Source organism: Accumulibacter sp. (assembly GCF_029255125.1).
In the GTDB taxonomy this organism is placed as follows: Bacteria; Pseudomonadota; Gammaproteobacteria; order Burkholderiales; family Rhodocyclaceae; genus Accumulibacter.
In genome coordinates this window covers 21672-47063 of sequence record NZ_JAPUVR010000037.1, presented here as the reverse complement: position 1 = coordinate 47063, position 25392 = coordinate 21672, and the positions used below count along the sequence as shown (strand labels likewise).

The 25392-nt window shown below is 63.3% G+C and carries 27 protein-coding genes; 11 read left to right on the top strand and 16 right to left on the bottom strand.

Going from position 1 to position 25392, the window contains the following annotated elements; genetic code table 11:
• Positions 1-4: 4 nt before the first annotated feature.
• From Q1L59_RS01870 to ilvD, 8 genes are all read right to left on the bottom strand, one after another.
• Entirely contained in the window at positions 5-709 is a 705-nt protein-coding gene (locus tag Q1L59_RS01870) for an ABC transporter ATP-binding protein (protein ID WP_300327595.1), read from the bottom strand.
• 15 nt (positions 710-724) lie between these two features.
• The gene (locus Q1L59_RS01865; RefSeq protein ID WP_300327594.1) at positions 725-1501 is read right to left on the bottom strand and encodes an ABC transporter ATP-binding protein; all 777 of its coding nucleotides are present in this window, start codon (positions 1499-1501) and stop codon (positions 725-727) included.
• A 2-nt stretch (positions 1502-1503) separates the two neighbouring features.
• Entirely contained in the window at positions 1504-2577 is a 1074-nt protein-coding gene (locus tag Q1L59_RS01860) for an ABC transporter ATP-binding protein (protein ID WP_300327593.1), read from the bottom strand.
• Entirely contained in the window at positions 2574-3497 is a 924-nt protein-coding gene (locus Q1L59_RS01855) for a branched-chain amino acid ABC transporter permease (RefSeq protein WP_300327592.1), read from the bottom strand. Before Q1L59_RS01855 ends, Q1L59_RS01860 begins: the two co-directional genes overlap by 4 nt.
• Positions 3498-3499: 2 nt before the next feature.
• Positions 3500-3640, bottom strand: coding sequence for a hypothetical protein (locus Q1L59_RS01850; protein WP_300327591.1), 141 nt, complete (start codon positions 3638-3640; stop codon positions 3500-3502).
• A 61-nt stretch (positions 3641-3701) separates the two neighbouring features.
• Positions 3702-4967 (bottom strand): branched-chain amino acid ABC transporter substrate-binding protein, encoded by a 1266-nt coding sequence (locus tag Q1L59_RS01845; protein ID WP_300327590.1) that lies wholly within the window; start codon positions 4965-4967, stop codon positions 3702-3704.
• Positions 4968-5136: 169 nt separating this feature from the next.
• Positions 5137-5442 (bottom strand): c-type cytochrome, encoded by a 306-nt coding sequence (locus Q1L59_RS01840; RefSeq protein WP_300327589.1) that lies wholly within the window; start codon positions 5440-5442, stop codon positions 5137-5139.
• Between the two features lie 204 nt (positions 5443-5646).
• Positions 5647-7503 (bottom strand): dihydroxy-acid dehydratase, encoded by a 1857-nt coding sequence (gene ilvD, locus Q1L59_RS01835; RefSeq protein WP_300327588.1) that lies wholly within the window; start codon positions 7501-7503, stop codon positions 5647-5649.
• An 81-nt stretch (positions 7504-7584) separates the two neighbouring features.
• Here ilvD and lgt point away from each other — a divergent pair, with 81 nt between their 5' ends.
• The 4 genes from lgt to ppk2 all read left to right on the top strand — a co-directional run bounded on the left by lgt (position 7585) and on the right by ppk2 (position 11645).
• On the top strand, positions 7585-8382 hold the full coding sequence (lgt, locus tag Q1L59_RS01830; protein WP_300327587.1) for a prolipoprotein diacylglyceryl transferase: 798 nt from the start codon (positions 7585-7587) through the stop codon (positions 8380-8382).
• 39 nt (positions 8383-8421) lie between these two features.
• Positions 8422-9810: a malonyl-CoA decarboxylase gene (locus Q1L59_RS01825; protein WP_300327586.1), complete on the top strand. Its 1389-nt coding sequence runs from the start codon at positions 8422-8424 to the stop codon at positions 9808-9810.
• 56 nt (positions 9811-9866) lie between these two features.
• Entirely contained in the window at positions 9867-10343 is a 477-nt protein-coding gene (locus Q1L59_RS01820) for a VOC family protein (protein ID WP_300327585.1), read from the top strand.
• 531 nt (positions 10344-10874) lie between these two features.
• Positions 10875-11645 (top strand): polyphosphate kinase 2, encoded by a 771-nt coding sequence (gene ppk2, locus Q1L59_RS01815; RefSeq protein WP_300327613.1) that lies wholly within the window; start codon positions 10875-10877, stop codon positions 11643-11645.
• A gap of 151 nt (positions 11646-11796) precedes the next feature.
• Here ppk2 and Q1L59_RS01810 read toward each other — a convergent pair whose 3' ends face one another.
• Positions 11797-12240: a cache domain-containing protein gene (locus Q1L59_RS01810; protein ID WP_300327584.1), complete on the bottom strand. Its 444-nt coding sequence runs from the start codon at positions 12238-12240 to the stop codon at positions 11797-11799.
• 250 nt (positions 12241-12490) lie between these two features.
• Here Q1L59_RS01810 and Q1L59_RS01805 point away from each other — a divergent pair, with 250 nt between their 5' ends.
• Both Q1L59_RS01805 and Q1L59_RS01800 read left to right on the top strand, forming a co-directional pair.
• Positions 12491-14515, top strand: a complete 2025-nt coding sequence (locus Q1L59_RS01805) for an NADPH-dependent 2,4-dienoyl-CoA reductase (RefSeq protein ID WP_300327583.1) — start codon at positions 12491-12493, stop codon at positions 14513-14515.
• Between the two features lie 77 nt (positions 14516-14592).
• Positions 14593-15204: a TetR/AcrR family transcriptional regulator gene (locus tag Q1L59_RS01800; protein ID WP_300327582.1), complete on the top strand. Its 612-nt coding sequence runs from the start codon at positions 14593-14595 to the stop codon at positions 15202-15204.
• 47 nt (positions 15205-15251) lie between these two features.
• On the opposite strand, the gene Q1L59_RS01795 is transcribed toward Q1L59_RS01800, so the two are convergent.
• The 7 genes from Q1L59_RS01795 to Q1L59_RS01765 form a co-directional block, all read right to left on the bottom strand.
• The gene (locus Q1L59_RS01795) at positions 15252-15614 is read right to left on the bottom strand and encodes an STAS/SEC14 domain-containing protein (RefSeq protein WP_300327581.1); all 363 of its coding nucleotides are present in this window, start codon (positions 15612-15614) and stop codon (positions 15252-15254) included.
• 193 nt (positions 15615-15807) lie between these two features.
• Positions 15808-16989, bottom strand: coding sequence for an acetyl-CoA C-acyltransferase family protein (locus tag Q1L59_RS01790; protein ID WP_300327580.1), 1182 nt, complete (start codon positions 16987-16989; stop codon positions 15808-15810).
• A gap of 25 nt (positions 16990-17014) precedes the next feature.
• Complete coding sequence (locus Q1L59_RS01785) at positions 17015-17941, bottom strand: CobD/CbiB family protein (protein ID WP_300327579.1); 927 nt, start codon at positions 17939-17941, stop codon at positions 17015-17017.
• Positions 17938-19146 (bottom strand): ABC transporter ATP-binding protein, encoded by a 1209-nt coding sequence (locus tag Q1L59_RS01780; RefSeq protein ID WP_300327578.1) that lies wholly within the window; start codon positions 19144-19146, stop codon positions 17938-17940. Before Q1L59_RS01780 ends, Q1L59_RS01785 begins: the two co-directional genes overlap by 4 nt.
• On the bottom strand, positions 19143-19805 hold the full coding sequence (gene modB, locus Q1L59_RS01775) for a molybdate ABC transporter permease subunit (RefSeq protein WP_300327612.1): 663 nt from the start codon (positions 19803-19805) through the stop codon (positions 19143-19145). Before modB ends, Q1L59_RS01780 begins: the two co-directional genes overlap by 4 nt.
• 152 nt (positions 19806-19957) lie before the next feature.
• Positions 19958-20722: a molybdate ABC transporter substrate-binding protein gene (gene modA, locus Q1L59_RS01770; RefSeq protein WP_300327577.1), complete on the bottom strand. Its 765-nt coding sequence runs from the start codon at positions 20720-20722 to the stop codon at positions 19958-19960.
• A 16-nt stretch (positions 20723-20738) separates the two neighbouring features.
• Positions 20739-21446, bottom strand: a complete 708-nt coding sequence (locus Q1L59_RS01765; protein ID WP_300327576.1) for an aldehyde dehydrogenase family protein — start codon at positions 21444-21446, stop codon at positions 20739-20741.
• A gap of 219 nt (positions 21447-21665) precedes the next feature.
• Between Q1L59_RS01765 and Q1L59_RS01760 the strand changes: the two genes are divergently transcribed.
• The 5 genes from Q1L59_RS01760 (at position 21666) to ruvA (ending at position 25381) form a co-directional block, all read left to right on the top strand.
• Positions 21666-22445, top strand: a complete 780-nt coding sequence (locus Q1L59_RS01760; RefSeq protein WP_300327575.1) for an IclR family transcriptional regulator — start codon at positions 21666-21668, stop codon at positions 22443-22445.
• Between the two features lie 151 nt (positions 22446-22596).
• The gene (locus Q1L59_RS01755) at positions 22597-23199 is read left to right on the top strand and encodes a helix-hairpin-helix domain-containing protein (protein WP_300327574.1); all 603 of its coding nucleotides are present in this window, start codon (positions 22597-22599) and stop codon (positions 23197-23199) included.
• Between the two features lie 184 nt (positions 23200-23383).
• Complete coding sequence (locus Q1L59_RS01750) at positions 23384-24247, top strand: DMT family transporter (RefSeq protein WP_300327573.1); 864 nt, start codon at positions 23384-23386, stop codon at positions 24245-24247.
• Complete coding sequence (ruvC, locus tag Q1L59_RS01745) at positions 24244-24798, top strand: crossover junction endodeoxyribonuclease RuvC (RefSeq protein ID WP_300327572.1); 555 nt, start codon at positions 24244-24246, stop codon at positions 24796-24798. Before Q1L59_RS01750 ends, ruvC begins: the two co-directional genes overlap by 4 nt.
• Positions 24799-24811: 13 nt before the next feature.
• A complete protein-coding gene (gene ruvA, locus Q1L59_RS01740; RefSeq protein WP_300327571.1) occupies positions 24812-25381 on the top strand; it encodes a Holliday junction branch migration protein RuvA in 570 nt (189 codons plus the stop codon).
• Positions 25382-25392 lie beyond the last annotated feature (11 nt).

Genomic DNA, 25392 nt, shown 5'->3' with positions numbered 1-25392 from the left:
CGAGTCACTCGCCGAGGTAAGCGGCTCTCACCTTGGGGTCGGCGAGCAGTTTGGCCGATTCTTCGGTAAGACTGATCGTGCCGCTCTCCATGACGTAGCCTCGTTGACTCACTTCCAGCGCCAGTTTGGCGTTCTGCTCGATGAGCAGGATGGTCATCCCCTGGCTGGCGACCGTGCGGATCACCTCGAAGATCTTCTGCACCATGATCGGCGCCAAGCCCATCGATGGCTCGTCGAGCAGCATCAGCTTGGGCTGGCTCATCAGCGCACGACCAATTGCCAGCATCTGCTGTTCGCCACCGGACAGGGTCCCGGCGACCTGCTGCGCGCGTTCGGCAAGGCGCGGAAAGAGGCTGAACACGTGTTCAAGGTCGCGTTCGACCGCCTGCTTGTCGTTCCGGCTGAAAGCGCCCATGCGCAGATTCTCGCTCGTCGTCATGCGTGGGAAGATGCCTCGCCCTTCCGGGACGAGCGCGATGCCTTCCGCCACCAACTGATGGGCGGGCAGCGAGAGAAGCTCCTTGCCACGGTATCGCACATTTCCACCGACCGGATTGACCAGTCGGGCGAGCGCGCGCAGCGTGCTGCTCTTGCCGGCGCCGTTGGCACCGATCAGGGCCACCATCTCGCCTTCGTCGACATGAAAGCTGATTCCGCGAACCGCCTGAATTCCCCCGTAGGAAACGCGCAAGCCATTGACTTCAAGCATATCTGATCCGTTTCTTCAGGCCAGTGAACCGCCAAGATAAGCCTCGATGACGCGCGGATCACGTTGTACGACCGCCGGCACGTCCTCGCAGATCTTCTCGCCATAGTCGAGCACGGCCACTCGTCCGCACAGCCCCATCACCAGTTTTACGTCGTGTTCAATCAGCAGGACGGTCACTCCATCTCGGCAGATTCCCTCGACCAGGACGCGCAGGGCGTCGGTTTCCGTCCCGTTCATGCCGGCGGCCGGCTCGTCGAGGGCAAGCAACTTCGGTTCGGTGGCGAGCGCGCGGGCAATCTCCAGGCGGCGCTGATCGCCGTAGGACAGGTTCTTGGCGTAGTCGTGCGCGCGTTCGTGGATGCCGACATAGTGCAGGAGTTCTTCCGCACGACGAGCGATTGCCGCTTCTTCGGCGCGCGTCGAAGCGTTGCGGGTGATCGCCCCGAGGACGCCGGCGCGCGTTCGCAAGTGGCGTCCAACCATGACGTTCTCGATCGCCGTCATGTTGCCAAACAGGCGAATGTTCTGGAAGGTGCGGGCGATTCCGACCTCTGCTGCCTTGTGCGGAGCGTCCGCCGCGAGGCGTGCGCCGTCGAAGACGAAGTGCCCGCTTTCGTTCTTGTACAGACCGGTCAGACAGTTGAAAAAGGTCGTCTTGCCAGCGCCGTTTGGCCCGATCAGGCCGTAGATTTCGCCTCGCCGAATCGTCAGCGAAACATCGTGCAGCGCCTTGACGCCGCCGAAGTGCTTGGCCACAGCATGTGCTTCAAGGAGAACCTGTTGCGCGCTCATGGTCAATCCGTGCTCTCGGACAACTCGCGCCGCCGCTGTGGTGACGGCCACAGTCCGGCCGGGCGAAAACGCATGACCAGCACCAGAGCCAGACCAAAAACGAGCATTCGCAGACTCTCCGGGTCAATCAGCAGGCGGCCGAAAACCATCTTCTGAAGAGGCTCTATCCCGTAGCGTAGCGCTTCCGGCAAGCCGGTCAGGAGGACGGCACCAAGAATTACGCCGGGGATATGCCCCATGCCGCCCAGGACAACCATGGCCAGGATGGTGATCGACTCCATCAGCGAGAAACTCTCCGGGCTGACGAAGCCCTGCATGGCGGAGAAGACGCCACCAGCGATTCCGCCAAACGAAGCGCCCATGGCAAAAGCGAGCAGCTTGATGTTGCGCGTATTGATGCCACACGCTTTGGCTGCAACCTCGTCCTCGCGTATCGCCTGCCAGGCGCGACCGATGCGGGAATCCTGCAGGCGAATGTTGATCACGATGACCAGAATGGCCAGACCAACGAGCAAGAAGTAGTACTTCTGCGGTCCACTCAGCGTCACGCCCAGGAAGGTGCTGCTTTGTGACAGCGAGAAACCGCCGATGCGGATTGGATCGATCAGAGTGATTCCCTGGGCGCCGTTCGTGATGTTCACTGGCGCATTCAGGTTGTTCATGAAGATACGGATGATTTCCCCGAAACCGAGGGTGACGATTGCCAGATAGTCACCGCGCAGCTTGAGCGTCGGCGCTCCGAGCAGGACGCCGAAGACGCACGCCAACCCCGCGCCAAGCGGCAGGATCACCCAGAACGGCAGGTGAATGGCAAAGTGCGGTGAGGCAAGCAGGGCATAGGTGTAGGCGCCCACGGCATAGAACGCAACATAGCCGAGGTCGAGCAAGCCTGCGTAACCGACGACGATATTCAGGCCGAGCGCCAGAAAAACGTAAAGAATGGCGAAGTTGGCGATGCGTACCCAGGCCTGCCCGCCGAGAGCGGCAACGAAAGGCACGAGGAGGAGTACGACGCCGACCACCAGCAGAGCCAGCCAATGCTGATGCCGCGCCAGGGATTTGATCGCAGTGCTCATGCCCGATCTCCGGTGCGCTCGCCAAACAGACCCGATGGACGAAACATCAGGACGATGATGAGGACGATGAAAGCAAAAATGTCCTGATAATGGCTACCGAGGAAATCGCCGGTCAGATCGCCGATATAACCGGCACCGAGCGCCTCGATGATGCCGAGCAGCAATCCGCCGGCCATCGCTCCGGCGAGGTTGCCGATGCCGCCGAGAACGGCTGCGGTAAACGCCTTCAGGCCAAGCATGAAGCCCATCTGGTAGTGGGCGATCTCGTAGTAGGAGCCGACCATGCAGCCGGCAATGGCGCCCAAGGCCGAGCCGATGACGAAGGCCATGGCAATCACGCGATTGATATCCACCCCCATCAGCGACGCAACCTGCGGATTCTGTGCCGTTGCGCGCATGGCCATGCCGATTCGCGTGCGGTGTACCAGATAGATCAGGCCGATCATCATGAGCGCGGCGAGAAAGACGATCGACACCTGAACGTTGGTGAAGCTCGCGCCACCCAGGTCGTAAATTTGTTTGTTGATCATCGGGGGAAAGGTAATGTAGTTGCGGCCCCAGATGATCATCGCCACGTTCTGCAGGACGATCGACATGCCGATTGCGGTAATCAGCGGCGTCAACCTCGGCGCGTGGCGCAGCGGGCGATAGGCGACACGTTCGAGCGCCCAGCCCAGCACCATGCAGACCAGCGTCGACACGGCCAGTCCGAGGGCGAGGACCAGCAAGGGCGGCATTCCCGAACCGGCCAGCGAGACGATGACTGTGAAGGCGACCATCGTGCCGATCATCACGACTTCGCCGTGTGCGAAGTTGATCAGCCCGATGATGCCGTAGACCATTGTGTAACCCAGGGCAACGAGGGCATAGACAGCGCCCAGCGTGACGCCGTTGATCAGTTGCTGGATGAGAGTATCCATGGTCAGATTTTTTGCACCAGATGATCGCGTTTCAGGCTTCCTGCCTCGACCGCCAGCGTTCCGCCGAACGCTGTCGGAGAGTGGTGGCGGGCGTGCAAGGCATACCCGGTCAGTTGCCGCCAGCCGGCAACAAGCGCAGGCACGGCAGCCTTGCTGCCGTGCCGCGCGCTGTGAAGCTTGTCCGGAGCTTCGCTTGCGAGCAGGTTACTTCTTCGCTTCCGGTGCTGGCGCTGCAGCGGGCGCAGCGGCCGGCGCCGGTGCGGCCGCCGCCGTCCCGCCTTCAGTCTTCAGGGTGACCAGCTTGCCGTCCTTGATTTCGAAAACGGTAATTGCACCGTTCTTGATGTCGCCCTTCTCGTCAAAAACGATCTTGCCGGTCACGCCGTCATAGCTCGTCTTGCCGACTTCCGCCAGGTACTTGGCCGGATCGACCGAGTTGGCACGCTTCATCGAATCGATCAGCACCATCACGGCATCGTAGCTGTACGGCGAATAGATCTGGATTTGCCCATACTTCTTGGTGAAATCTTCGACGAATTTCTGGCCATTGGGCAGCTTGTCGACCGGCAGACCGGCCTGTGTGCAGATGACGCCTTCCGACGCAGGCCCGGCCAGTTTGATCAACTCGGGCGAGCAGCCGCCGTCACCCGTGGTGAACTTCGCCTTGATGCCCAGTTCCTTCATCTGCTTGAGCATGGGTCCGCCGACCGCATCCATTCCGCCGAGGAAGATCACATCCGGGTTCTTCGCCTTGATCTTGGTCAGAATGGCTTTGAAATCAGTCGCTTTGTCATTGGTGAATTCACGCGCGACGATGTTGGCGCCGGCTTCCTTGGCGGCCTTCTCGACCTCGTCCGCCAAGCCCTGACCATAGGCCGTACGGTCATCGATGATGGCGATCTTCTTCGCGCCCATATCCTTCGCCGCGTAGGTGCCGACGACCGAACCCTGCTGAATGTCGTTTGCCATGACGCGGAAGGTCGTCTTGAAGCCCTGCTGGGTGTACTTCGGATTGGTTGCCGAGGGCGAAATCTGCGGTAGACCCGCCTGATTGTAGATTGCCGAGGCGGGGATCGTCGTACCCGAGTTCAGGTGACCGACGACGCCCGCGACCTTGGCATCGACCAGCTTCTGTGCGACGACCGTACCCGTCTTCGGATCAGCCTGATCGTCCTCGCCGAGCAACTCGAACTTGATGACCTTGCCGTCGATCTCGATCTTCTTGGCATTGGCATCGTCGACCGCGAGGCGTGCACCGTTCTCGTTGTCCTTTCCGAGGTGCGCGATGGGACCGGTCAGCGGGGCGACATGGCCGATCTTGACGACCATTTCGGGCTTCGGTGCGGGCGCCGCGGCGGCCGGCGCGGGAGCTGGGGCGACAGCCTTGGGTTCTTCCTTCTTGCCACAGCCAATCACCGCCAGCGAAGCAGCCAGAACGACAAGTACACCGGGAATACGTACATGGTCCATGAGTTTTACCTCCAATGTTGTGGTGTTACTGGGATGGCGAACGGGCGATTGTCCAAGCACATCATGACCTTGTCAACATGCGCGTGGCGGTGCGAGCGCTGCGCCTGCTGGTCTGGAGGCATAAAAACAAAAAACCGGCCAGCGGCCGGTCTTCTTGTCGCGCCGAAGATTACTTCTGGCTGAGGATCCACTTGACCAGTTTGGTGGCTTCTTCCGGCTTGACGGTAGCGTTTGGCGGCATCGGTACTTGACCCCATACGCCCTTGCCACCCTTGATCACCTTCTCCGCCAGCATCGCCTCGTCTTTGGCCGTGTACTTCTTCGCGACGTCCTTGTAGGCCGGGCCGACCAGTTTCTTGTCGATGGCGTGGCACGACAGGCAGTTCTTTGATTTGGCCAAGGCTTCATCGGCCTGGGCGACGCCGGCAGACAGGATGCCGGCCGCAGCCAGCAGGCACACGTGGATCGCTTTCATGCTTTACTCCGTTCGGATGGGTGGGTTGAAACAGTCGGATAGTATTTCACTTCGGGCAAGTTGGGAAGACTGTTGACCTGCCTTGCCGCAAGCGCCTACCACCAGCCGCTAAACGCACCTGATCTGCCCTCGTTGACGCTTTGCTGTGGGCGAGACGCTCGACCGCCGGAGGCCTCGCCGCGCGCTCCGGCTCGCGCGCGCCGATCAGCGTCCCTGGATCTGCCCGATATCGCGTACGGCCCCGGTTGCCGCCGAGGTAGCGAGCAGTGCATAGACCTGCAGCGCGTGCGAAACGACACGCTGGCGGGCAACCGCCGGCTGCCAGGCGGCGTTGCCACGCGCCAGCATGGTTGCTCGGCGGGCTGCCAGCTCGTCGTCTTCGAGCGCGAGGTGAATGCGACGTTGCGGGATATCGATTTCGATCATATCGCCGTCAAGCACCAAGGCGAGCGCGCCACCTTCGGCGGCTTCCGGCGAAACGTGTCCGATCGACAGCCCGGAAGTTCCGCCCGAGAAGCGCCCGTCGGTGAGCAAGGCGCAGACCTTGCCCAGTCCCTTCGCCTTCAGGTACGAGGTCGGATAAAGCATTTCCTGCATTCCGGGTCCGCCTTTCGGCCCTTCGTAACGAATCACGACCACATCTCCCGGCTTGACCTGATCGCCCAGGATGGCGTGCACGGCGTCGTCCTGACTTTCGAAGACGCGTGCCGTGCCGCGGAACAGCCAGATGCTCTCGTCGACTCCGGCAGTCTTGACGATGCAACCGTCGCGTGCAATGTTGCCGTAAAGAACGGCGAGGCCGCCATCCTGCGAATAGGCATTGGCTTGGCTGCGGATACAACCGCGAGTTCGGTCGAGGTCGAGTTCCGGGAAGCGCCGGTCCTGGGAGAACGCCGTCTGCGTCGGAATCCCGCCGGGCGCTGCCTTGAAGAAATCGATCACCTGCCGATCCTGCGTGCGCCGCACATCCCAGGCATCGATCGCTTCGCCCAGGCTGCTCGCATGCACCGTTGGAACGTCACGATGAATCAAGCCGGCGCGTTCGAGCTCGCCGAGCAGGCCGAAAATTCCGCCGGCGCGGTGCACGTCCTCGATATGGTAGTCGGGTGTTGCCGGAGCGACCTTGGCCAGGCAGGGAACCCGGCGCGAGATGCGATCGATGTCTGCCATCGTGAAGTTGACGCCGGCTTCGCGCGCCGCCGCCAGGATATGCAGGACGGTATTCGTCGAACCGCCCATCGAAACGTCCAGCGCCATGGCGTTCTCGAAAGCGGCGAAGCTGCCGATCGCGCGTGGCAGCACGGAAGTGTCGTCGTCCTCGTAGTAGCGCCGGCAAAGCGCAACGACGCGTCGGCCGGCCTGGACGAACAGATTTCTGCGCTCGGCGTGGGTGGCCAGCAGAGTCCCGTTGCCGGGCAGCGAGAAACCCAGCGCTTCGGTCAGGCAGTTCATCGAATTGGCGGTAAACATGCCCGAGCAAGAGCCGCAAGTCGGGCAAGCGGATCGTTCGAACGAGTCCACTTCCTCGTCCGAGCATGCGGTGTCTGCGCCCTTGACCATTGCGTCAACGAGGTCTACGGCAATCAGCTTGCCTCCCCAGTTCACCTTGCCGGCTTCCATCGGGCCACCCGACACGAAGATCGTCGGTATGTTGACCCGCAGCGCGGCGAGCAGCATGCCGGGCGTGATCTTGTCGCAATTGGAAATGCAGACCATTGCATCGGCGCAATGCGCATTGACCATGTACTCGACCGAGTCGGCGATCAGATCGCGTGAAGGCAGCGAGTAGAGCATTCCGTCGTGTCCCATGGCGATTCCATCGTCGATCGCGATGGTATTGAATTCCTTGGCAATTCCGCCCGCCGCCTCGATCTCGCGCGCGACCAGTTGTCCGAGATCCTTGAGGTGGACATGGCCGGGGACGAACTGGGTGAACGAATTGACGACGGCGACGATCGGCTTCCCGAAGTCACCGTCGCGCATTCCGGTTGCCCGCCAGAGCGCGCGCGCGCCGGCCATGTTGCGGCCATGGGTGGAGGTACGGGAACGATAGTGGGGCATGGCAGGTCTCCAGGCGAGCGCGCTCGAAGGTGGGAAGGATATAATCGGGATTCTATCCGAAAGCTCTGAGGTGTTACCGGCGTGCTGATTCATCCTCAGTTCAACCCTGTGGCGCTGTCGCTTGGCCCGCTCAAGGTGCACTGGTACGGGCTGATGTATCTGCTCGCCTTCGCCCAGTTCTGGTGGCTTGGCCGGCGGCGCATCCGCGGGCACGCTGCGGTGATCAGGCAGGGGTGGACCCTCGGGCAACTCGACGATCTGCTGTTCTACGGTGCTCTTGGCGTCGTCATCGGCGGCCGTCTGGGACAGGTTCTGTTTTACGAGCCAGGCTATTATCTGGTTCAGCCGCTCGAGATCTTCGCGCTGTGGAAAGGGGGCATGTCGTTTCACGGCGGTTTCCTCGGCGTCCTTGTCGCGATGGTCCTGTACGCTTGCAAGAGCGGTCGCGCCTGGATCGATGTCACCGACTTCATCGCGCCGCTCGTGCCGCTGGGTCTGGCCTGTGGTCGCCTTGGCAATTTCATCAACGGCGAACTTTGGGGCAGGGTTGCCGACTCGGCCCTGCCGTGGGCAATGGTCTTTCCGCACGTCGATGAGTTGCCGCGCCATCCCTCGCAGCTTTATCAGGCGGGTTTCGAGGGGCTGGCGTTGTTCGCCATACTCTGGCCATTTGCCGGCAAGAGCCCGCCGCGCGGTGCGATCTCGGCGGCTTTCCTGATCGGTTACGGCGTCTTTCGCTGGCTTGCCGAGTATTTTCGCGCCCCCGACGCGGGGATCTTCGGGTTATCGCACACGGTAAGCATGGGGCAGTGGTTGTCGCTGCCCATGATCCTGGGTGGAATCGTTTTGTTCGTCTTCGCCTATCGCCGAGCTGGCTGATTCGTCTGGCGCACTGGGTGCAAGACAAAGGAGAAGGGAATGCCTGCAGGAATTGTCAGCCGCGGGCTGACCAAGGTGCGCACCTTGCTCACTGAGGGAGGCGGTTTGCGTCGTCTCGAAGGGAAGGAACTGGCGCGCACACGCGATCTGCTGCACGAATGCGCAACGGCTGTCGGCGGCGAGGTGTCGGCCAGGCAACGTGCCGTCCGTCTGGCCGACACCTATCTGCGCCTCGATGACGAGGGGCGCAGCAGCTTTCTGCGTCTGATTGCCACCGAGTTCGGGCCCGATCCCGAGCAGGTTGCGACGGCGCACGCCGCTTACCTGGCGGCGATTGGCAGCGACGCGCAATGGACGGCCGAATCGGAGCTGCGCAATGCCATGCGCTCTCCCCGTCTGCGCATACTCACGCAGTTCAACGCGCTGCCGCAAGGGGTCAAGTTTCTCGTCGACCTGCGCGCAGATCTTTTGCGTTATGCCGAACACGACTCGGCGCTGCAGTCGCTCGACCGCGAACTCGAGACCCGCCTTGGGGCATGGTTTGACGTCGGCTTTCTGGAGTTGCAGCGCATTACGTGGAGTTCGCCGGCGGCGCTGCTCGAGAAGCTGATCGAGTACGAAGCGGTGCACGAGATCCGCTCGTGGAGCGATCTGAAAAACCGGCTCGACTCCGATCGCCGCTGCTACGCCTTCTTTCATCCGCGCATGCCGATGGAGCCGCTGATCTTTGTCGAGGTGGCGCTGACCGATCACCTGGCCGATAACGTGCAGGCGCTGCTTGATGAGCAGGCTCCGGTTTTCGACGCGCAACGCGCCAGCACGGCGATTTTTTATTCGATCTCGAACACGCAGGTCGGCTTGCGTGGCGTTTCCTTCGGCAACTTTCTGCTCAAGCGTGTGGTCGAGGCACTGAAGCGTGACTACGCGCGGCTGACCACTTTCGCCACGCTCTCGCCGCTGCCCTCGTTCAGGCGCTGGGCCGAGAAGAACCCTGAGGCGTGGCAAAAGGCGTTCAGCGCGGCTGACCTCGAGCGCATCAGGCGCCATCTGACAACCAACGACGCACCGGTCGCCGCTGCCGAGGATCTGCGCACCTTGCTTTCGGGCGATCGCTGGGCCGATGATCCGCGTCTGGTGCGTGCACTGCAGCACGGTCTAAGTCGCCTGGCCGCGCGTTACCTGCTCAACGCCGGCCGCGACGGGCGGCTGGTTGATCCGGTGGCGCGCTTTCACCTGGGCAACGGCGCGCGCATCGAGCGCCTGAATTTCCAGGCTGACTGGTCTGTACGTGGGCGTCGCCAATCCTATGGGATGATGGTGAACTATCTGTACGACCTGGACTCGATCGAAGAAAACGTCGAAGCCTTTTCACGCGACGGGCAGCTGGCCTGTGCCGCCGCGCTACGCCGTTCTGCTCGCGATGCTTAGTTGGTCAGCGGCAGAACCTTTCCGTGCAACCTCCTACGACCCAGAAAGACCATGCAATGAATCAACAACGTCCCTTCAAAGTTCTCGGTATTCAGCAGATCGCCATCGGTGGCCCTGACAAGATGAAACTCCGCCAGTTGTGGGTCGACATGCTGGGCCTCGAGATTACCGGCAATTTCGTCAGCGAACGCGAGAACGTCGACGAAGACATCGCGGCGATGGGTACAGGCCCATTCAAAGTCGAAGTCGATCTGATGCAACCGGTTGACCCGGAGAAAAAGCCGGCCGTGCATGCAACGCCGCTCAATCATGTCGGGCTGTGGATCGACGATCTGCCCAAGGCGGTTGAATGGCTGGCTGCCAACGGCGTACGTTTTGCACCGGGCGGCATTCGCAAAGGCGCTGCCGGCTTCGACATTACCTTTCTGCATCCAAAAGCCAGCCCGGAGTTCCCGATTGCCGGAGAGGGCGTGCTGATCGAACTGGTGCAAGCGCCGCCCGAGGTCGTTCAGGCGTTTGCCAGGCTCGCCTGAGCGAGGACGACCGTCGGGGACTTCTTGCCGGGAATTTCGGCACGCGATCTCGGTCGGGACACTTCGGGAGCGAAGCGCCTCGGCCGAAATCCTTGCCGGGTTGGCAAAGTTTGCACGTTTTGTGCGCAAGAATGTTCATTTCCGCGGAAAAAGAGACGATAATTGCTGCCCCAGGCCAGTCAGACGCAAAACCACATAATGGAGGCACCAATGAGTGAAGAAAAACCCGTCTCGGGCGGTGAGCTGCCGGCCAGTGCGCCAGCCAGCACCGCCAGCGACGCCGTGAGCCAAGCGGTCCCCCCGGCGGCCGAAGATGCGGTGCCGGCCAAGGCGGCAGCCAAGGCAAGCGGCAAGCAGACCTCAGCCAAGGGTAATGGCGGGAGCAGCGGGCAGAATGCACCAGCCAAGAAGGCGGCTGCCAAGGCAAAGCCGCAAAATGGCGGCAAGGCGAAGTCAGACGACGGCAAGACGGCTGTCGCCGAGGATACGACTGCTGACGGATCTGCACGCAATGGTACGCGCAAGCCTCCGCTGAAATTGAAGTTCTACGAAGAGACCCTGGCGAAGCTGCAGATCGAGCTGGTCAAGCTGCAGGAGTGGATCAAGTTCAAGAAGCTGAAGGTCGTTGTTCTGTTTGAGGGACGCGATGCAGCCGGCAAAGGTGGAACGATCAAGCGCATCACGGAAAGCCTCAGCCCCCGGGTGACCCGCGTCGTCGCCTTACCCGCGCCAACCGATCGGGAACAGACCCAATGGTATTTCCAGCGTTACGTGCAGCACCTGCCGGCCGGTGGCGAAATGGTTCTGTTTGACCGTAGCTGGTACAACCGTGCGGGCGTCGAGCGCGTCATGGGGTTCTGCACCGACGAGGAATACCGCGAATTCCTGCGCACCTGCCCGGAATTCGAGCGGATGCTGGTGCGCAGTGGCATCATTCTGATCAAGTATTGGTTCTCGGTCAGCAACGAAGAGCAGGAGCGGCGTTTCCAGAAGCGCATATTCCATCCGGAGAAGCACTGGAAACTCAGCCCGATGGACCTCGAATCACGCGCTCGCTGGGTAGAGTACTCGAAGGCCAAGGACGCGATGTTTGCGCATACCGACATCAAGCAGGCGCCGTGGTATGTGGTCGATGGTGACGACAAGAAGCGTGCGCGCCTGAACGTGATCACTCACCTGCTCAACATGATCGATTACGAGGATCTGACGCCCGAACCGATCGTCCTGCCGCCGCGGCAAAGCGAACATGGTTATGTCCGGCCGCCGATCTCTGACCAGACCTTCATTCCCGAGATCTACTAGACCAGACGCCTAGGCCACGATCCGGTGCGCCGATGGCGAAAGCCGGTCTAGCGCACAAACACGCGGAGGAGGAGCCAGTCGGCTTCTCCTCCGCGCATCGTTTTCGCCGATCCCACCCTTTATTCAGCGTGTCAGCGGTTCTTGCTGCCCGCTACTTATAGTAACCGACCGCACAGACCTGATCGCCAACCTTGGTGACATAGGCTACCTTCTGCACCGGCTCGGTTTGTCCAGGACGTGGCCACATGTAGGCGACCTCGGCAAACGCTCCCTCGCTGGCGGCTGCGTATACATCGGCGCCAAGCGGCTTGCCAGTCTTGTCCTTCAGGTCCTTCAGGCTCTTACCGAGAAGCGTCGGATGGGCGGTGAAGTTGCCGTCTGGGCCGCCGCAATAGGGGTACAGGTCACGGTCCTTGAACCCGCCCTCGCCCTTGGCGAACATGCCCAGAGCCTTCGCCTTGTCGGCTTTCACGGCTGCCACGGCCTTCTCGAGCATGGCTTTTGCCTCGCCCGGAGTGCCGAACTCTGCCGACCAGGCCGTCCCGGCAAAGCCAAAAACGGCGAGAGTGGAAACCACTGCCAGTTCGCGTCGCATCGAAACCCTCCTTGTCAGGTGATGGGAAATTTTCCAGGCTGCGCGTTTGACCGGGCAGCAAGCCCGCGTCGGCGCAGTCTGCTTGCCGGATGGTAGCGCAAATTCCGCTGTGGCATGCGCTCTGGAGAAGTTAATTTATCGCGGCTGGCCCCCTTGTTCGTGGCGAGTCAATCGGCGATAATCAAGCAAGCGTTTGCTTGAATCGCGCACACCTCGTCAAGAAACCAACCCGTCCCAGGAGAAAGTCAGAATGTTCGCGAAAGCGTACCCGCACCTGCTTGCCCCACTTAACCTCGGATTCACGACGTTGAAGAATCGCGTCCTGATGGGTTCGATGCACACCGGCCTGGAGGAGGCGCCGCAGGGTTTTGCCCGCCTGGCTGCCTTCTACGCGGAGCGTGCGCGCGGTGGTGTTGGTTTGATCGTCACCGGTGGCATCGCCCCTAACCAGGATGGCGTGGTGATGCCGGGTGCAGCGGTGCTGGAGAATGCAGCGCAGGTCGAGGAGCACCGGCAGATCACCGAAGCGGTGCATCGGGCAGGTGGCAAGATAGCCCTGCAGATTCTGCATACTGGACGCTATGCCTACCATCGTGGTGCGGTAGCGCCGTCGGCCAGGCAGGCGCCGATTTCGCCGATTCGTCCACGCGAGCTCAGTGAAGAGGACATCGAGCGTACACTCGACGACTATGCTCGCTGCGCCAGTCTGGCCCGCCTCGCCGGCTACGACGGCGTCGAGGTGATGGGATCGGAAGGTTATCTGATCAACCAGTTCGTTGCGCCGCAGACCAATCTCCGCCAGGATGCCTGGGGTGGCAGCTTCGAGAACCGCATCCGTTTTGCCGTCGAAAGCGTCCGCCGGGTGCGCGCTGCGGTCGGTACCGACTTCATCATCATCTTTCGCCTGTCGATGCTCGATCTGGTCGAAGGCGGCAGCACGTGGGACGAGATCGTCAGCCTCGCGAAAGCGATCGAAGCGGCTGGCGTGACCCTGATCAATACGGGTATCGGGTGGCACGAGGCGCGAATTCCAACAATCGCCACAATGGTCCCGCGGGCGGCGTTTACCTGGGTCACCAAGCGCCTGATGGGTCAGGTAGGCGTTCCCCTGATCACAACCAACCGGATCAATACGCCGGAGGTTGCCGAGGAAGTGATTGCTGACGGTTGTGCCGACATGGTTTCGATGGCGCGCCCCTTTCTTGCCGACGCCGACTTCGTCAACAAGGCCGCAGCCGGGCGCGCCGATGAGATCAACACGTGTATCGCGTGCAACCAGGCGTGTCTCGACGAAATCTTTGCCGGTCGGCCGAGTACCTGCCTGGTCAACCCGCGTGCTTGCCGGGAAACCGAGTTGGTCGTCGCGCGCACCTCAGCAGCGAAAAGAATCGCCGTCGTCGGTGCCGGACCGGCAGGGATGGCGTGCGCGCTGCTCGCCGCGCAGCGCGGCCACCAGGTGACCCTGTTCGAGGCCGCCGGCGAGATCGGCGGGCAGTTCAATCTGGCTCGACGCATTCCGGGCAAAGAGGAGTTCGGTGAGACCTTGCGTTACTTTGCCGTGCAGCTTGCGCGCGCCGACGTGACGCTGGAGCTGGGCAAGTGGTGCCAGGCCGCCGACTTGGTCGCGGCCGGTTTCGACCATGTCGTGCTGGCCACCGGGGTTACCCCGCGCTGCCTGCAATTGCCCGGAATTGAACACGAGAAAGTCATCTCGTACGTCGACCTGATCGAGGGATATCGCGTTGCTGGAGCGCGTGTGGCAATCATCGGCGCGGGTGGTATCGGTTTCGACGTGGCCGAATTCCTGACTCACGCCGACGACGACCGCGAGGAGACCGTGCGCTTTCAGCAGGAATGGGGGATCGACGCCGAGTATTCCGCGCGCGGCGGCCTGATCACGCCCCAGCCGGAAGTTGCCCGACGCCAGGTATGGTTGCTGCAACGCAAGGCAAGCAAGCCTGGCGACGGATTGGCCAGGACGACCGGCTGGATTCGCCGGACGCTGCTCAAGAAGCGCGGCGTGCAGATGCTTTCCGGGGTGACCTACGAGCGCATCGACGATGCCGGTCTGCACATCCTGATCGACGGTCAGCCGCAATGTCTGGCGGTAGACCACGTCATCATCTGCGCTGGGCAGGAGTCACGCCGCGATCTCGAAACCGATCTGCGTGCAGCGCAGGTGCCGGTCTCACTGATCGGCGGTGCCGATGTCGCTCAGGAACTGGACGCCAGACGCGCGATCGATCAGGGCACCCGCCTTGCCGCGGCGCTCTGACCCGTTCGCCGGTGAGCTGGCAGAGCGCCGACGACCAGACCGGGGCGGTTGTTGGACGCCGGTCGAGTGGCCGGCAGATGCCGCACTGCTCTCGCCCGACAATGGCGGCTGAGCGCAAGCGACAAGGCTTCGCGCTTGATGCGAATCGACGCGACGAACTCGTGCTTGCCGCAGCACGTCTGTTCGTCGACAAGGGCTTCGCGGCGACGACAACGCGCGACATCGCCGAAGCGGTCGGCATGCGCTCGGGCAGCCCGTTCTATCACTTTCGCAGCAAGCAGGAGTTGCTCAAGGCGGCGATGCTTGCCGGCTTGGACACCGGCCAACGTCGGCTGCAGGCGGCGATCGCCGGAATTCATGACCCGGAGCGACGCCTGCGGGTGATGATTCGTACCCACCTGGGCAGCCTGCTTGAGGGCGAATGTCAGGCGCCGATGCTGCTCTACGAATCGCGTTCGCTGGACCCGGCAGCGCGGCGCGAGGTCGCTCAGCTCACCGACAGCTATCAGCAGGTCTGGCAGCAAACGCTCGATGAACTGGCGAGCGCCGGCCGTTTGCGGCGGAGTTCGCCACCGGTGCGCCTCTTTCTGTTTGGTCTGCTCAACTGGAGCAGTCAGTGGTACAAGCCCGACGGCGCGCTCTCGCTCGACGAAATCGCCGACGCTGCGGCCGACTTGTTGCTCAGATGAGGTCCGCCTCGTACGCTGCCATGCCGCCGATCACCTGTACCACGAAATCATGCCGCCGCTTCGTCGCCGTCGTCGAGCCAGGCACGTGCCTCGTCTTCCTCACCGAAGATCTCTATGTCGGCATGCACGAAGATCTGCGATAGCCAAGCGCTCCAGGCGACCCACTGGCTGTGCGTGAGCACGGCGATGCGACGGAAATCGTTGGCGTGGGCGCGCGCGAAGACAATGTCTTCCCAAGCCACATCAAGGGTGAAGTCCGCCATCTCGCGCAGGTCGAAGAGCAGGTCAACCTCGCCGACCAACGGGACATAAGCATTGACCGCGTTTTCGAACTCCTTGTAGTCGGCCAAGGTGAATTCTGCATACACGGTAAGCTCGACGCGCTTGGGTTTCTGTTCTATGACGATCATCGCTGCCTCCCTCCATTCGTCTGCAAGTGTAGCACCAGTCCGCGCTTGCCGCCGGTTGCGGCGAACCCGTCGTCGGGCGTGCGCCAGGGGAGGCCGGCGCGCCGCACAGCGGGCTTTGGCCAGCGTCCGGCCGACAGCGAAGCGGCAAAAAAAAACCCGACCGCGCTGCGGTCGGGTCTTCTGAGCGAAACGCTCAGGCGCGTTCGAAGATCACCGCAATGCCCTGGCCGCCGCCGATGCACATGGTAACCAGCGCGTACTTGCCGGCGATGCGTTGCAACTCGTAGATGGCCTTGGTTGCGATGAACGCGCCGGAGCAACCGACCGGGTGACCAAGCGCAATCGCACCACCGTTCGGGTTGGTCCTCACCGGGTCGAGGCCCAGGCCTTTGGTGACCGCGATTGCCTGCGCGGCAAACGCCTCGTTGGACTCGATGACATCCATCTGATCGAGGGTCAGTCCGGCCTTCTTCAGCGCTGCCTTGGTTGCCGGGATCGGGCCTTCGCCCATGACGTCATTCGGTACTCCGGCAACGGCGTAGCAGACCAGGCGTGCAATCGGTTGGCGTCCGGCGGCTGCCGCGACGTCGGCTGCGGCGAGGACGAGGAAGGCAGCGCCGTCGTTGATTCCGGACGCATTGCCGGCAGTCACCGTACCGTCCTTGATGAAGGCGGGTTTCATTTTGGCCAGCGTTTCGACGGTGGTGCCGCCTTTGACGTGCTCGTCGGTGTCAAAGACGACATCGCCCTTGCGCGTCTTGAGGACGATGGGAACGATCTGCGACTTGAAGCGACCTTCGGCAATCGCCGCTGCTGCACGGCGCTGCGATTCGACCGCCAATTCGTCCTGCTCTTCCCGGCTGATGTTCCACTTCTTCGCCAGGTTTTCGGCGGTCACTCCCATATGGCCGACACCGAAGGGATCGTTCAGCGTGGCGACCATCATGTCGATCGCCTTGGCGTCGCCCATGCGCGCACCGGCGCGCATTGCCGGCAGCATATACGAGCCGCGCGACATCACTTCGACACCGCCGCCGATGCCGTAGTCGGCATCACCCAGCATGATGTTCTGCGCGGTGGTGACGACGCCCTGCAGGCCGGACGCGCACAGGCGGTTGACGGCCATGGCCACCGAGTCCATCGACAAACCAGCCTGAATCGAAGCGACACGGGCGACATAGGCAAAACGCGAGTCGGTCGGGATGCAGTTGCCCACTGTGACGTAAGTGATTTCCTGTGCGTCGACACCGGAACGGGCGATCGACTCCTTCATCACGATGCCGGCCAGTTCGTGTGGCTCCATGTTTGCCAGGGAACCATTGAATGTGCCAATGGCTGAACGGGCCGCGCTAAGTACAACGACTTCTCTGCTCATGAAGAAACTCCTGTAATAGAATCGATCAAACGCCTACCAGTCCGGCAAGCCCCAGTAGCAACAACAACAACGCCCACAGCACGAGAGCCCGCCAGACCAGCCCAACGGCGCTCTCGATGAAGTCTACATCTGCTTCTTCGCCGATCCCCAGCACAACCCGTTCGCTGATTGCGTGCGTTCGATTGACCAGCATTTCGAGACGAACCCCCAGCGCGCCGGCTCCGCTTGCCAGAACGATACCCAGCCCGTCGTCCGACAAGCGGTCGGTTTGCGAACGCCAGCAATAGACGGCATCCTCGAAATTGCCGACGATGGCAAAAGCGGCTGCCGTGAACCGCGCGGGAAGCCAGTCAATGATAGCAAAGCTTCGCTGTGCGAAACTTCCGAAGTCGCCAAATTCGGCGTCTTGGCGCCTGCCCCAGGCCTCGGCAAAGCAGGCGCTGGCTCGGTACAGGACGGCGCCGCACGGTCCTGGCAGGAGGATGAACCAGACGAGAACGGCAAAAAGATGGCGGTGCGACGCGGCCAACGTTGCTTCGATCGTCAGCCGCGCGAGGTCGGCTGGCCGCTGGCTGGCCGCCGCACCGCCCTGCCAGGCAGCGAGAAGCCCGGCGGCGTGCGCCGCCTCGCCGCGTCGTAAAGCGAGCAGTACCGCCTTGCAGCGCTCGCGGAAGTGGCGAAAGCCCATCGCCAGATAAAGGATGAAAACGTCCCATAGCCAGCCGAGCAGGGGGCTGGTGCCACTCAGCAGCGCGCTGATTGTCGCGGCGGTGGCGATCAGCCCGCCGACGCCGACGCACCAGGCAAGTACGCCTTGCCGCTGCTCGCCGGCGTTCAGCCTGCTTTCGAGGAAGTCAGCCAGGCGCGCCAATGGTTCCTGGACGAAACGACGGTAGGGTAGTGGTCGCAGGTGTTCGACCAGCAGGACGGTCAACAGTGAAAGCAGACTCATTCGGAACTCCTGCCCGGCTGCGGCGCGGCCAGCGGACGTGGCGCCGCCTGTTCACCCGGCAGCGGGCGAGGATACCAGGAATCGACGCGATCAAGCGCTGCCGGCGCACCGATGGCAGGGTCGGCGGGCAGCAGGCGGATGGCTGATTTCTGCAACTGCAGAAGCACAATGGCCCCGGGGACGATGCACCGGCGCCCGGCAACCGAAGCGCCGATGGCAAAGGTGAGCGACGCTTCCCCCTGCTTGCCGACGCTTGCGGTGACCGTCGCGTGGCCGCGCCAGGCAAGCCTTTCGTTCACCTTTGCGGAGAGCGTGTTCTCGCGTTCGGACTGGTGCTCGCGGACGAGCACCACGCCGGCTTCCGGGATGACCCAGCAGACGGTTTCGCCGGGAGCGAAGTCGGCATGATGCGTGGCGACCAGGCTGTGGCCCAGCCAATCGATGACCGTCGTATCGCTTGCGCGCGACTGGTGCGTGACCTTGCCGACGAACAGGTTGGTCTGGTCGGTCAGGCGAGCGACCAAGGCGCTCGCCGGTCGGGCAAGCATTTCTTCCGGCGTCGCCGTCTGCAGCGTGCGGCCGCGGTGCAGAACGGTCATCTGGTCGGCGAGCAAGCTTGCTTCTTCCAGATCGTGCGTGACCAGAATGATCGGGATGGCCAGCGAGCGCCGGAGGTCGATCAACTGGTTGAGCAGTTTGCGCCGGGTCACCCGGTCGACGGCGGAGAAGGGTTCGTCGAGCAACAGTACGCGCGGTTCGCGCGCCAGGGCGCGGGCTAGCGCGACGCGCTGCTGTTGGCCGCCGGACAGTTCACCAGGGCGACGGTGGTCAAAGCCCTCAAGGTTGGCGCGCGCCAGCCAATCGCGCGCGCGCGCCGCACGCTGGTCCGCCGGCAGGTCGGTGAGCGCCAGCATGACGTTGGCCAGCGCAGTCAAATGGGGAAACAGCGCGTAGTGCTGGAAGACAAAGCCGACGCGCCGCCGCTGCGGCGGCAGGTCGATCCCGCGCGTGGCGTCAAACCAGGTTTCCTCGCCGCATCGAACGTGACCGCCGGCGGGTCGGTGCAAGCCGGCGAGACAGCGCAGAATCGTTGACTTGCCGCTGCCCGACGGGCCGACCAGAGCGAGCAGCTCGCCGCTCTCGCAGTCGAGGTCGGCGGCGAGCGGAATCGGCGCCGACTGCTCGATCCGGGCGCTCAGTCTCATCGGCCGGTGCGCCCGCGGCCGAGTCGGGAAACGAGGACCACGGCGACGAAAGACAGGCCGAGGAGGAAAGCGGACATGTTGGCGGCGGCAGAATCGTTGAACGCCTGCGCCTGGTCATAGATGGCGATAGCGATCGTCTTCGTCTCTCCCGGCAGGCTGCCACCGACCATCAAGACGACGCCGAACTCGCCGAGCGTGTGGGCGAAGCACAGCGCGAGTGCCGCGGCGACACCTGGCCAGGCGAGCGGGAGTTCGATGCGCAGAAAGGTTTGCCAACGCGATAGTCCGGAGACCCAGGCTGCCTCGCGAATCTCGCATGGGATCGCGGCGAAGGCGCGCTGCATTGGCTGGACGGCGAACGGCAAATTGAAGATCAACGAGGCGGCAAGCAGCCCGTCGAAGCTGAAGACGAGGCTTCGCCCGCTGAGCACGTGATAGATCTGACCCAGGAGCGAGCTGCTGCCAAAGCCGAGCAACAGGTAATAGCCCAGCACGGTCGGCGGCAGGACGAGCGGCAGCAGGATCAACGCCTCGAGTACGCTGCGTCCGCGCATGCTCGACCAGGCGAGGAGGCGAGCCAGCCAGAGGGCCAGCGGCAACAACAACAGCGCGGTGGCGCTGGCCAGGTGCAGGGAAAGCGCCAGGGCTTGCCAGTCCATCGTCCGTTCAGCGGTGGGCAACACGTCTGCCGCGTGGCCAATCAGCAGCCTGGCTCATCGGCTCACTTTTCGCACACTCAAGTGACCTCGCGCCGCGTGTGTTGGTCGGCACCGTACGCCTGGCCTGTCCGTGTCGATTTCGGCACAATGACTCAGCTTTCCGGCAGGGCGAAGCCGTGGCGCTCGAGAACTGCCCGCGCAGCGGGTTGTTGCAGGTAGTCATAAAAGCGTATTGCTGCCTCCCCAGCGCCGCGCGTCAATGCCATGCGCTGGCGTATTGGGGGATGCCAGGCGGCGGGAATGAGGGCTGCGCTGCTGCGTCTGGCCAGCTCCGGCGAAAGACTGAGCGACCAGGCGACGATGCCACCCTCGGCCGATCCGCTGAGGGCGAATTGGGCGGCTTGGGCGACGTTCTCGCCGAGGACGAGTTTCCCCTGCAACACGTTCCACAGCCCGGCATGCTCGAGCGCGGCGCGCGCCGCGCGGCCATAGGGGGCATGCTCGGGGTTGGCGATCGCCAGTCGCCGCAGGCGTCCGTCGGCGATCGCCGCGGCCAGGCCGCTGAGGCTTTCGTCGGCCGTCAACCGCGAGCCGCGCGGCACGAGCAGCGCCAAGCGGCCGATCGCGTACAGTCGCCCGCTATCGCGCAGCATTCCCTGCGCGGCGAGTCGGAGGACATATTCCTCGTCAGCCGAAATGAACAGATCGAAGGGCGCCCCCTGCGCGATTTGCCGTGCGAAGTGGCCGGACGAACCGTAGGCAATCGACACCTGGCGACCGGTCAGGCGGCTGTAGTCGGCGACGATCTCGGCGAGCGCAAACTGCAGGTCGGCGGCCGCCGCGACTTTCGCCGCCAGGCAGTGGTTGGGCAGGATGGATACGGCCAGAGAGAAAAGCCAGGCGCGCCAGCCAGGCATCGCGAGCGACACCCGTTCAGCCGATGATCGGTGTGCGGTAGCGCGCGGCAATGGCTTGTACGTCGCTGTACAGTTCGTTGTCGCCGGAGCACGCCAGCAGGTCGACGGCGGCCAGCGAACAGAGCGCTTCGACGACATCAAGATTACCGTGCAGGATGTTGTAGACGCCGGCCGGGAAGTCGCTGCGGGCGGTAAGCTCGGCCAGTGCAAAAGCGGCTGAGGGGGTCTGCGGGCTCGGCCGGACAATCAGCGTGGCACCGCCGAGCAGCAACGGAACCGCTGAGCGCAGCGGGCCAAGGAGAGGTGCATGCTGGTTGCCGACGATCGCTGCGACGAGCGTTCGAGGCGCGTTCGGCGAGCCCTGGCCGGCAGCGCGCAGGAGCATCAGTGCGGCGTCGACCTCGGCCATTGCACTGCTCGAGTCCTGACCAGTCTCTTCGCTAATCAGCCCGGCAAAATGCTCAGCGAAGCCGGCCAGCGCATCGGCTAGCGCGACGAGCAGCGCTGCCCGTCGGTTCGCGCTCGTTGCTGACCAGTCGTGCAGCGCGCCGCGCGCCGCATCGGCCGCGGCCTGCGCCTCGCGCGCGCCGCACATGGGAGTGCGTCGCCGGGTCTGGCCGCTACGCGCATCGCGCACGTCGCAAAAATCCGGCGCCATGGTCAGGAAAGCGTGTCCGTTGATCCACAGGGGGATTGCTTGAATGTCGCGGCCGGCGTGCGTCATTGATGACTCTCGGAAAGCGCCTCGCGACGGGTGTGCCGCGCGGCGCCGCGCGCCCCAGGCAGGCGGCCAATCGCGCGCGGATAGACAAGGTGTAAGGCAAGGCGCAGGGCACGGCGCATGATGGTAAGATACGGCATGGCGCAAGGCTGGCTCGGCGGTAGGCAGAACCCGTAATGGTAGTCTCCCGCCGGGCAAAACGGAAGGTTTGAAGCGACGGCAATGGCGGAACAGCAGGCAGAGCAGGGCTCCATTCAGGTTATTGAGCGCATGATGTCGCTGCTCGACGCCTTGGCCCATGCGCCCGATCCGGTCAGCCTCAAGGTCCTGGCGCAAAGCACCGGCCTGCACCCGTCGACCGCGCATCGGATTCTCGCCGCGATGACTGGATCCGCACTCGTCGAACGGCATGAGGCGGGGACCTACACGCTGGGCATCCGGCTCCTTGAACTGGGCAACATCGTCAAGTCGCGCATCAGCATCCGGCAGGTTGCCCTGCCGCATATGCAGCAGTTGCACGAACTGATCGGCGAGGCGGTCAATCTCGGCATTCGGCTGGAAGACGAGATCATTTATGTCGAACGGACATCGAGCGATCGTTCGCTGTTGCGCGTCGTTTACCTCGTTGGTGGGCGTGCACCGCTGCACCTGACCTCGGTCGGAAAACTGTTCCTCGCGGCGGACGGCCTCAGCGAGGTGCGCGCCTACGCCCGCCGTACCGGCCTGCCCGGCAAAACGCCGCATTCGCTGACGCGCCTCGACGCACTGGAAAAGGAACTCGACAAGATCCGCCGGCACGACTATGCCGACGACAACGAGGAGGCCGAGATCGGTTTGCGCTGTATCGCTGCGCCGATTCGCAGTGACGAGGGACAGCTTGTCGCTGGCCTGTCGGTCTCGGCACCGGCGGATCGCCATAACCCGGATTGGGTTAAGCCGGTAAAGCTGACCGCTGCGGCGATTTCGCAAGCGCTCGGCTACCGTAAGCCGGCGCGCCGCTGACCGTGCCGGCTGAACGGCCATGCGGGTTGCCTATTTCAGCCAGTGGGTCAACGCCTGACGCCGGGCGACCGTTTATCGTCCTTGCAAGACACCGGGGGCGGTAGCGCGCGGCCCGGTGATTTGCTCAATTTATCCCAACTGGAGGAGCTCCATGCCCAAGATCATTACCCTGTTGCTGGCCTTGCTGATGGTGACGTTGAACGCTTTTGCCGGCGTCAACGTGAATACGGCCAACGAAAAGGAACTGCAGATGTTGACCGGTATCGGCCCGGCGAAAGCGAAGGCGATTATCGACTTCCGAACAAAGAACGGCGAGTTCAAGGCGGTGGATGATCTCCTCAAGGTTCCCGGTATCGGCCCGGCCGTGCTCGGCAAGATGCGGTCTGACGTGACCCTGAGTGGCGCGACCACCGGTAAGGCGAGCGCAGCACCGGCTGCTCCGGCAGCAAAGACGGCGCCCCCGGCAGCCGCGCCCAGCACGCCAGCGGCGGCAGGCGCTGCTGCGGCGCCTGCCAAGCCGGCGAGCCCGGCCGCACCGACGAGTGCTCCGGCCGCGGCTGCCGGCGCTTCGGCCGCGGCACCGGCGCCGGCGGCAAAGAGCGCGGCACCTGCCAACAAGCCTGAAGTCGCCCACCCCGAAGCCGCACACGGCAAAGCGTCGGACAACAAGGCCGACAAGAAGGCTGACAAGAAGGCAAAGAAGGAAGCCGAGGAAGCCGCCAAGAAAGGCGACACCGGCGCAGCGAAAAAGTAGTTTTCGGGTAGTTCGGCAAGTCCCGACGTTCACCAGACCCCGCTTCGGCGGGGTTTGTCTTTGCGGCTGATTCGCGCCAACGCTCACTGCCGGCAGGTCTTCCGGCGATCGTTCTCGGCTGCTTGTCGGCGCGCCGCATCGATGCTTGCGATAAACTTCGCGCTTGCCGTCAGAGACCGACCCCATGTCACGCTCGTCACGCCTGCTGCCTTTACTCTTCGTTTTCCTTTGGAGCACGGGCTTCGTCGGTGCCAAGTTCGGTCTGCCCTATGCCGAACCGCTGACCTTCCTGCTCGTCCGCTATCTATTGATTCTCACGCTGATGACGCCTTTTGCTCTTGCTACGCGCGCTCCCTGGCCGTCGGATGTGCGCCAGAGCGTGCATATCGGCGTCTCCGGCCTGCTCGTCCACGCGCTGTATCTGGGCGGAGTCTTCATGGCGATCAAGCGCGGTCTGCCGGCCGGTGTCACGGCCCTGGTTGTCGGCATGCAGCCCTTGCTCACCGCCTGCGGCGCAGGACTCGTACTGGGCGAGCGCGTCTCGCTGCGCCAGTGGGCTGGCCTGCTGCTCGGGTTTGTCGGCGTCGCGCTGGTGGTTTCCGACAAACTCGGTGACGTTCCGCTGCTCGGCATGCTGCTGCCTGCCTTTGCCGCTCTGTGCGGAATCACCCTTGGCACGCTCTACCAGAAGCGCTTCTGCCCGCACTTCGATCTGCGCACCGGTTCGCTGATTCAGTTTCTGCCGACCGCCGTGGTCACGGCCTTGTTGGCTTGGCAGACCGAAAGCATGCACATCGAGTGGACCGCGGAGTTCACGTTTGCCCTGTTGTGGTTGGTTCTCGTCCTCTCGTTTGGCGCGATCAGCCTGCTCAATCTACTGATTCGCAGTGGCAGCGCGGTCAATGTCGCCCGCCTCTTCTACCTGACTCCGCCGAGCACCGCGCTGATCGCCTGGTTCGTTTTCGGAGAAACGCTCGGCGGTCCGGCAGTCGCCGGAATGGCGCTGGCTGTCGGCGGCGTCTATCTGGCCCGGGCGCGAACCGCATGAACCGGGAGGGTGATCCATCACTGCGCATCCTCGGCATCGATCCAGGTTTGCGGGTGACCGGTTTCGGGCTGATCGAAAAGACCGGCCAGCGCTTGGCCTACCTTGCCAGCGGGTGCATCCGGACGCTGCGCGAGGATTCGCTCCCGGCGCGCCTGGGGACGATCCATCGTGGCCTGCACGAACTGGTGGCTCGGCATCAGCCCGATCAGTCGGCGGTGGAAATCATTTTCGTGAATGTGAACCCGCAGTCGACGCTGTTGCTCGGCCAGGCGCGTGGTGCAGCGATCGCGGCGCTCGTCGCGAGCGGACTCGAGGTCGCCGAGTACACCGCCTTGCAAGTCAAGCAGGCTGTCGTCGGCAACGGTCATGCCGACAAGCTGCAGGTGCAACACATGGTGCGGCGCCTGCTGTCACTGGCCAGCGATCCCAGTCCGGATGCCGCCGACGCACTGGCGTGTGCAATTGCCCATGCGCATGGCGGGCAGGGGCTTGGCCGCTGGTCCGGCGCCGGCCTGCACGTGCGCAGGGGCCGCCTGGTGGTCGGCAAGTGAGGCGGGAGCGGCGATGATTGGCCGTCTGAGCGGTATCCTGGTCGAGAAAAGTCCGCCGCAGGTGGTGGTCGACGTACAGGGTGTGGGCTACGAACTCGATGTGCCGATGAGTACGTTTTTCAACCTGCCGGCGAACGGCGACCGAGTCGTTCTCCTGACGCACTTCGTCGTCCGCGAGGACGGTCATTTTCTCTACGGCTTTGCCACCGAGGGCGAGCGTCTGGCGTTTCGCCAACTCCTCAAGGTCTCGGGCGTCGGGCCGCGGCTTGCTCTGGCGGTGCTCTCCGGCTTGTCGGTTAATGATCTGACGCAGGTGATTGCGCGGCAGGAAGTCGGGCGCCTGACCAAGGTCCCCGGGATTGGCACCAAGACGGCCGAGCGCCTGCTGCTCGAACTGAAAGGCAAGTTGCCCGATGCACCGGTTGCGGCAGCGCCTGAGGCGGCGCACGGTGACATTCTGAATGCACTCCTGGCACTGGGTTACAATGACCGCGAAGCGGCTGCTGCATTGAAGCAACTGCCTGCCGATGTCAGCACAGCGGAGGGCATTCGACAGGCGCTCAGGCTGCTGTCCAGAGTATAGACCAAGCCCAC

Bases quoted from the DNA above. Each gene is read 5' to 3' on its own strand.
- Q1L59_RS01870 (WP_300327595.1), bottom strand. From the start codon at position 709: ATGCTTGAAGTCAATGGCTTGCGCGTTTCCTACGGGGGAATTCAGGCG.
- Q1L59_RS01865 (WP_300327594.1), bottom strand. From the start codon at position 1,501: ATGAGCGCGCAACAGGTTCTCCTTGAAGCACATGCTGTGGCCAAGCAC.
- Q1L59_RS01860 (WP_300327593.1), bottom strand. From the start codon at position 2,577: ATGAGCACTGCGATCAAATCCCTGGCGCGGCATCAGCATTGGCTGGCT.
- Q1L59_RS01855 (WP_300327592.1), bottom strand. From the start codon at position 3,497: ATGGATACTCTCATCCAGCAACTGATCAACGGCGTCACGCTGGGCGCT.
- Q1L59_RS01845 (WP_300327590.1), bottom strand. From the start codon at position 4,967: ATGGACCATGTACGTATTCCCGGTGTACTTGTCGTTCTGGCTGCTTCG.
- Q1L59_RS01840 (WP_300327589.1), bottom strand. From the start codon at position 5,442: ATGAAAGCGATCCACGTGTGCCTGCTGGCTGCGGCCGGCATCCTGTCT.
- ilvD (WP_300327588.1), bottom strand. From the start codon at position 7,503: ATGCCCCACTATCGTTCCCGTACCTCCACCCATGGCCGCAACATGGCC.
- Q1L59_RS01825 (WP_300327586.1), top strand. From the start codon at position 8,422: ATGCCTGCAGGAATTGTCAGCCGCGGGCTGACCAAGGTGCGCACCTTG.
- Q1L59_RS01820 (WP_300327585.1), top strand. From the start codon at position 9,867: ATGAATCAACAACGTCCCTTCAAAGTTCTCGGTATTCAGCAGATCGCC.
- Q1L59_RS01810 (WP_300327584.1), bottom strand. From the start codon at position 12,240: ATGCGACGCGAACTGGCAGTGGTTTCCACTCTCGCCGTTTTTGGCTTT.
- Q1L59_RS01805 (WP_300327583.1), top strand. From the start codon at position 12,491: ATGTTCGCGAAAGCGTACCCGCACCTGCTTGCCCCACTTAACCTCGGA.
- Q1L59_RS01800 (WP_300327582.1), top strand. From the start codon at position 14,593: ATGCCGCACTGCTCTCGCCCGACAATGGCGGCTGAGCGCAAGCGACAA.
- Q1L59_RS01795 (WP_300327581.1), bottom strand. From the start codon at position 15,614: ATGATCGTCATAGAACAGAAACCCAAGCGCGTCGAGCTTACCGTGTAT.
- Q1L59_RS01790 (WP_300327580.1), bottom strand. From the start codon at position 16,989: ATGAGCAGAGAAGTCGTTGTACTTAGCGCGGCCCGTTCAGCCATTGGC.
- Q1L59_RS01785 (WP_300327579.1), bottom strand. From the start codon at position 17,941: ATGAGTCTGCTTTCACTGTTGACCGTCCTGCTGGTCGAACACCTGCGA.
- Q1L59_RS01780 (WP_300327578.1), bottom strand. From the start codon at position 19,146: ATGAGACTGAGCGCCCGGATCGAGCAGTCGGCGCCGATTCCGCTCGCC.
- modB (WP_300327612.1), bottom strand. From the start codon at position 19,805: ATGGACTGGCAAGCCCTGGCGCTTTCCCTGCACCTGGCCAGCGCCACC.
- modA (WP_300327577.1), bottom strand. From the start codon at position 20,722: ATGCCTGGCTGGCGCGCCTGGCTTTTCTCTCTGGCCGTATCCATCCTG.
- Q1L59_RS01765 (WP_300327576.1), bottom strand. From the start codon at position 21,446: ATGACGCACGCCGGCCGCGACATTCAAGCAATCCCCCTGTGGATCAAC.
- Q1L59_RS01760 (WP_300327575.1), top strand. From the start codon at position 21,666: ATGGCGGAACAGCAGGCAGAGCAGGGCTCCATTCAGGTTATTGAGCGC.
- Q1L59_RS01755 (WP_300327574.1), top strand. From the start codon at position 22,597: ATGCCCAAGATCATTACCCTGTTGCTGGCCTTGCTGATGGTGACGTTG.
- Q1L59_RS01750 (WP_300327573.1), top strand. From the start codon at position 23,384: ATGTCACGCTCGTCACGCCTGCTGCCTTTACTCTTCGTTTTCCTTTGG.
- ruvC (WP_300327572.1), top strand. From the start codon at position 24,244: ATGAACCGGGAGGGTGATCCATCACTGCGCATCCTCGGCATCGATCCA.
- ruvA (WP_300327571.1), top strand. From the start codon at position 24,812: ATGATTGGCCGTCTGAGCGGTATCCTGGTCGAGAAAAGTCCGCCGCAG.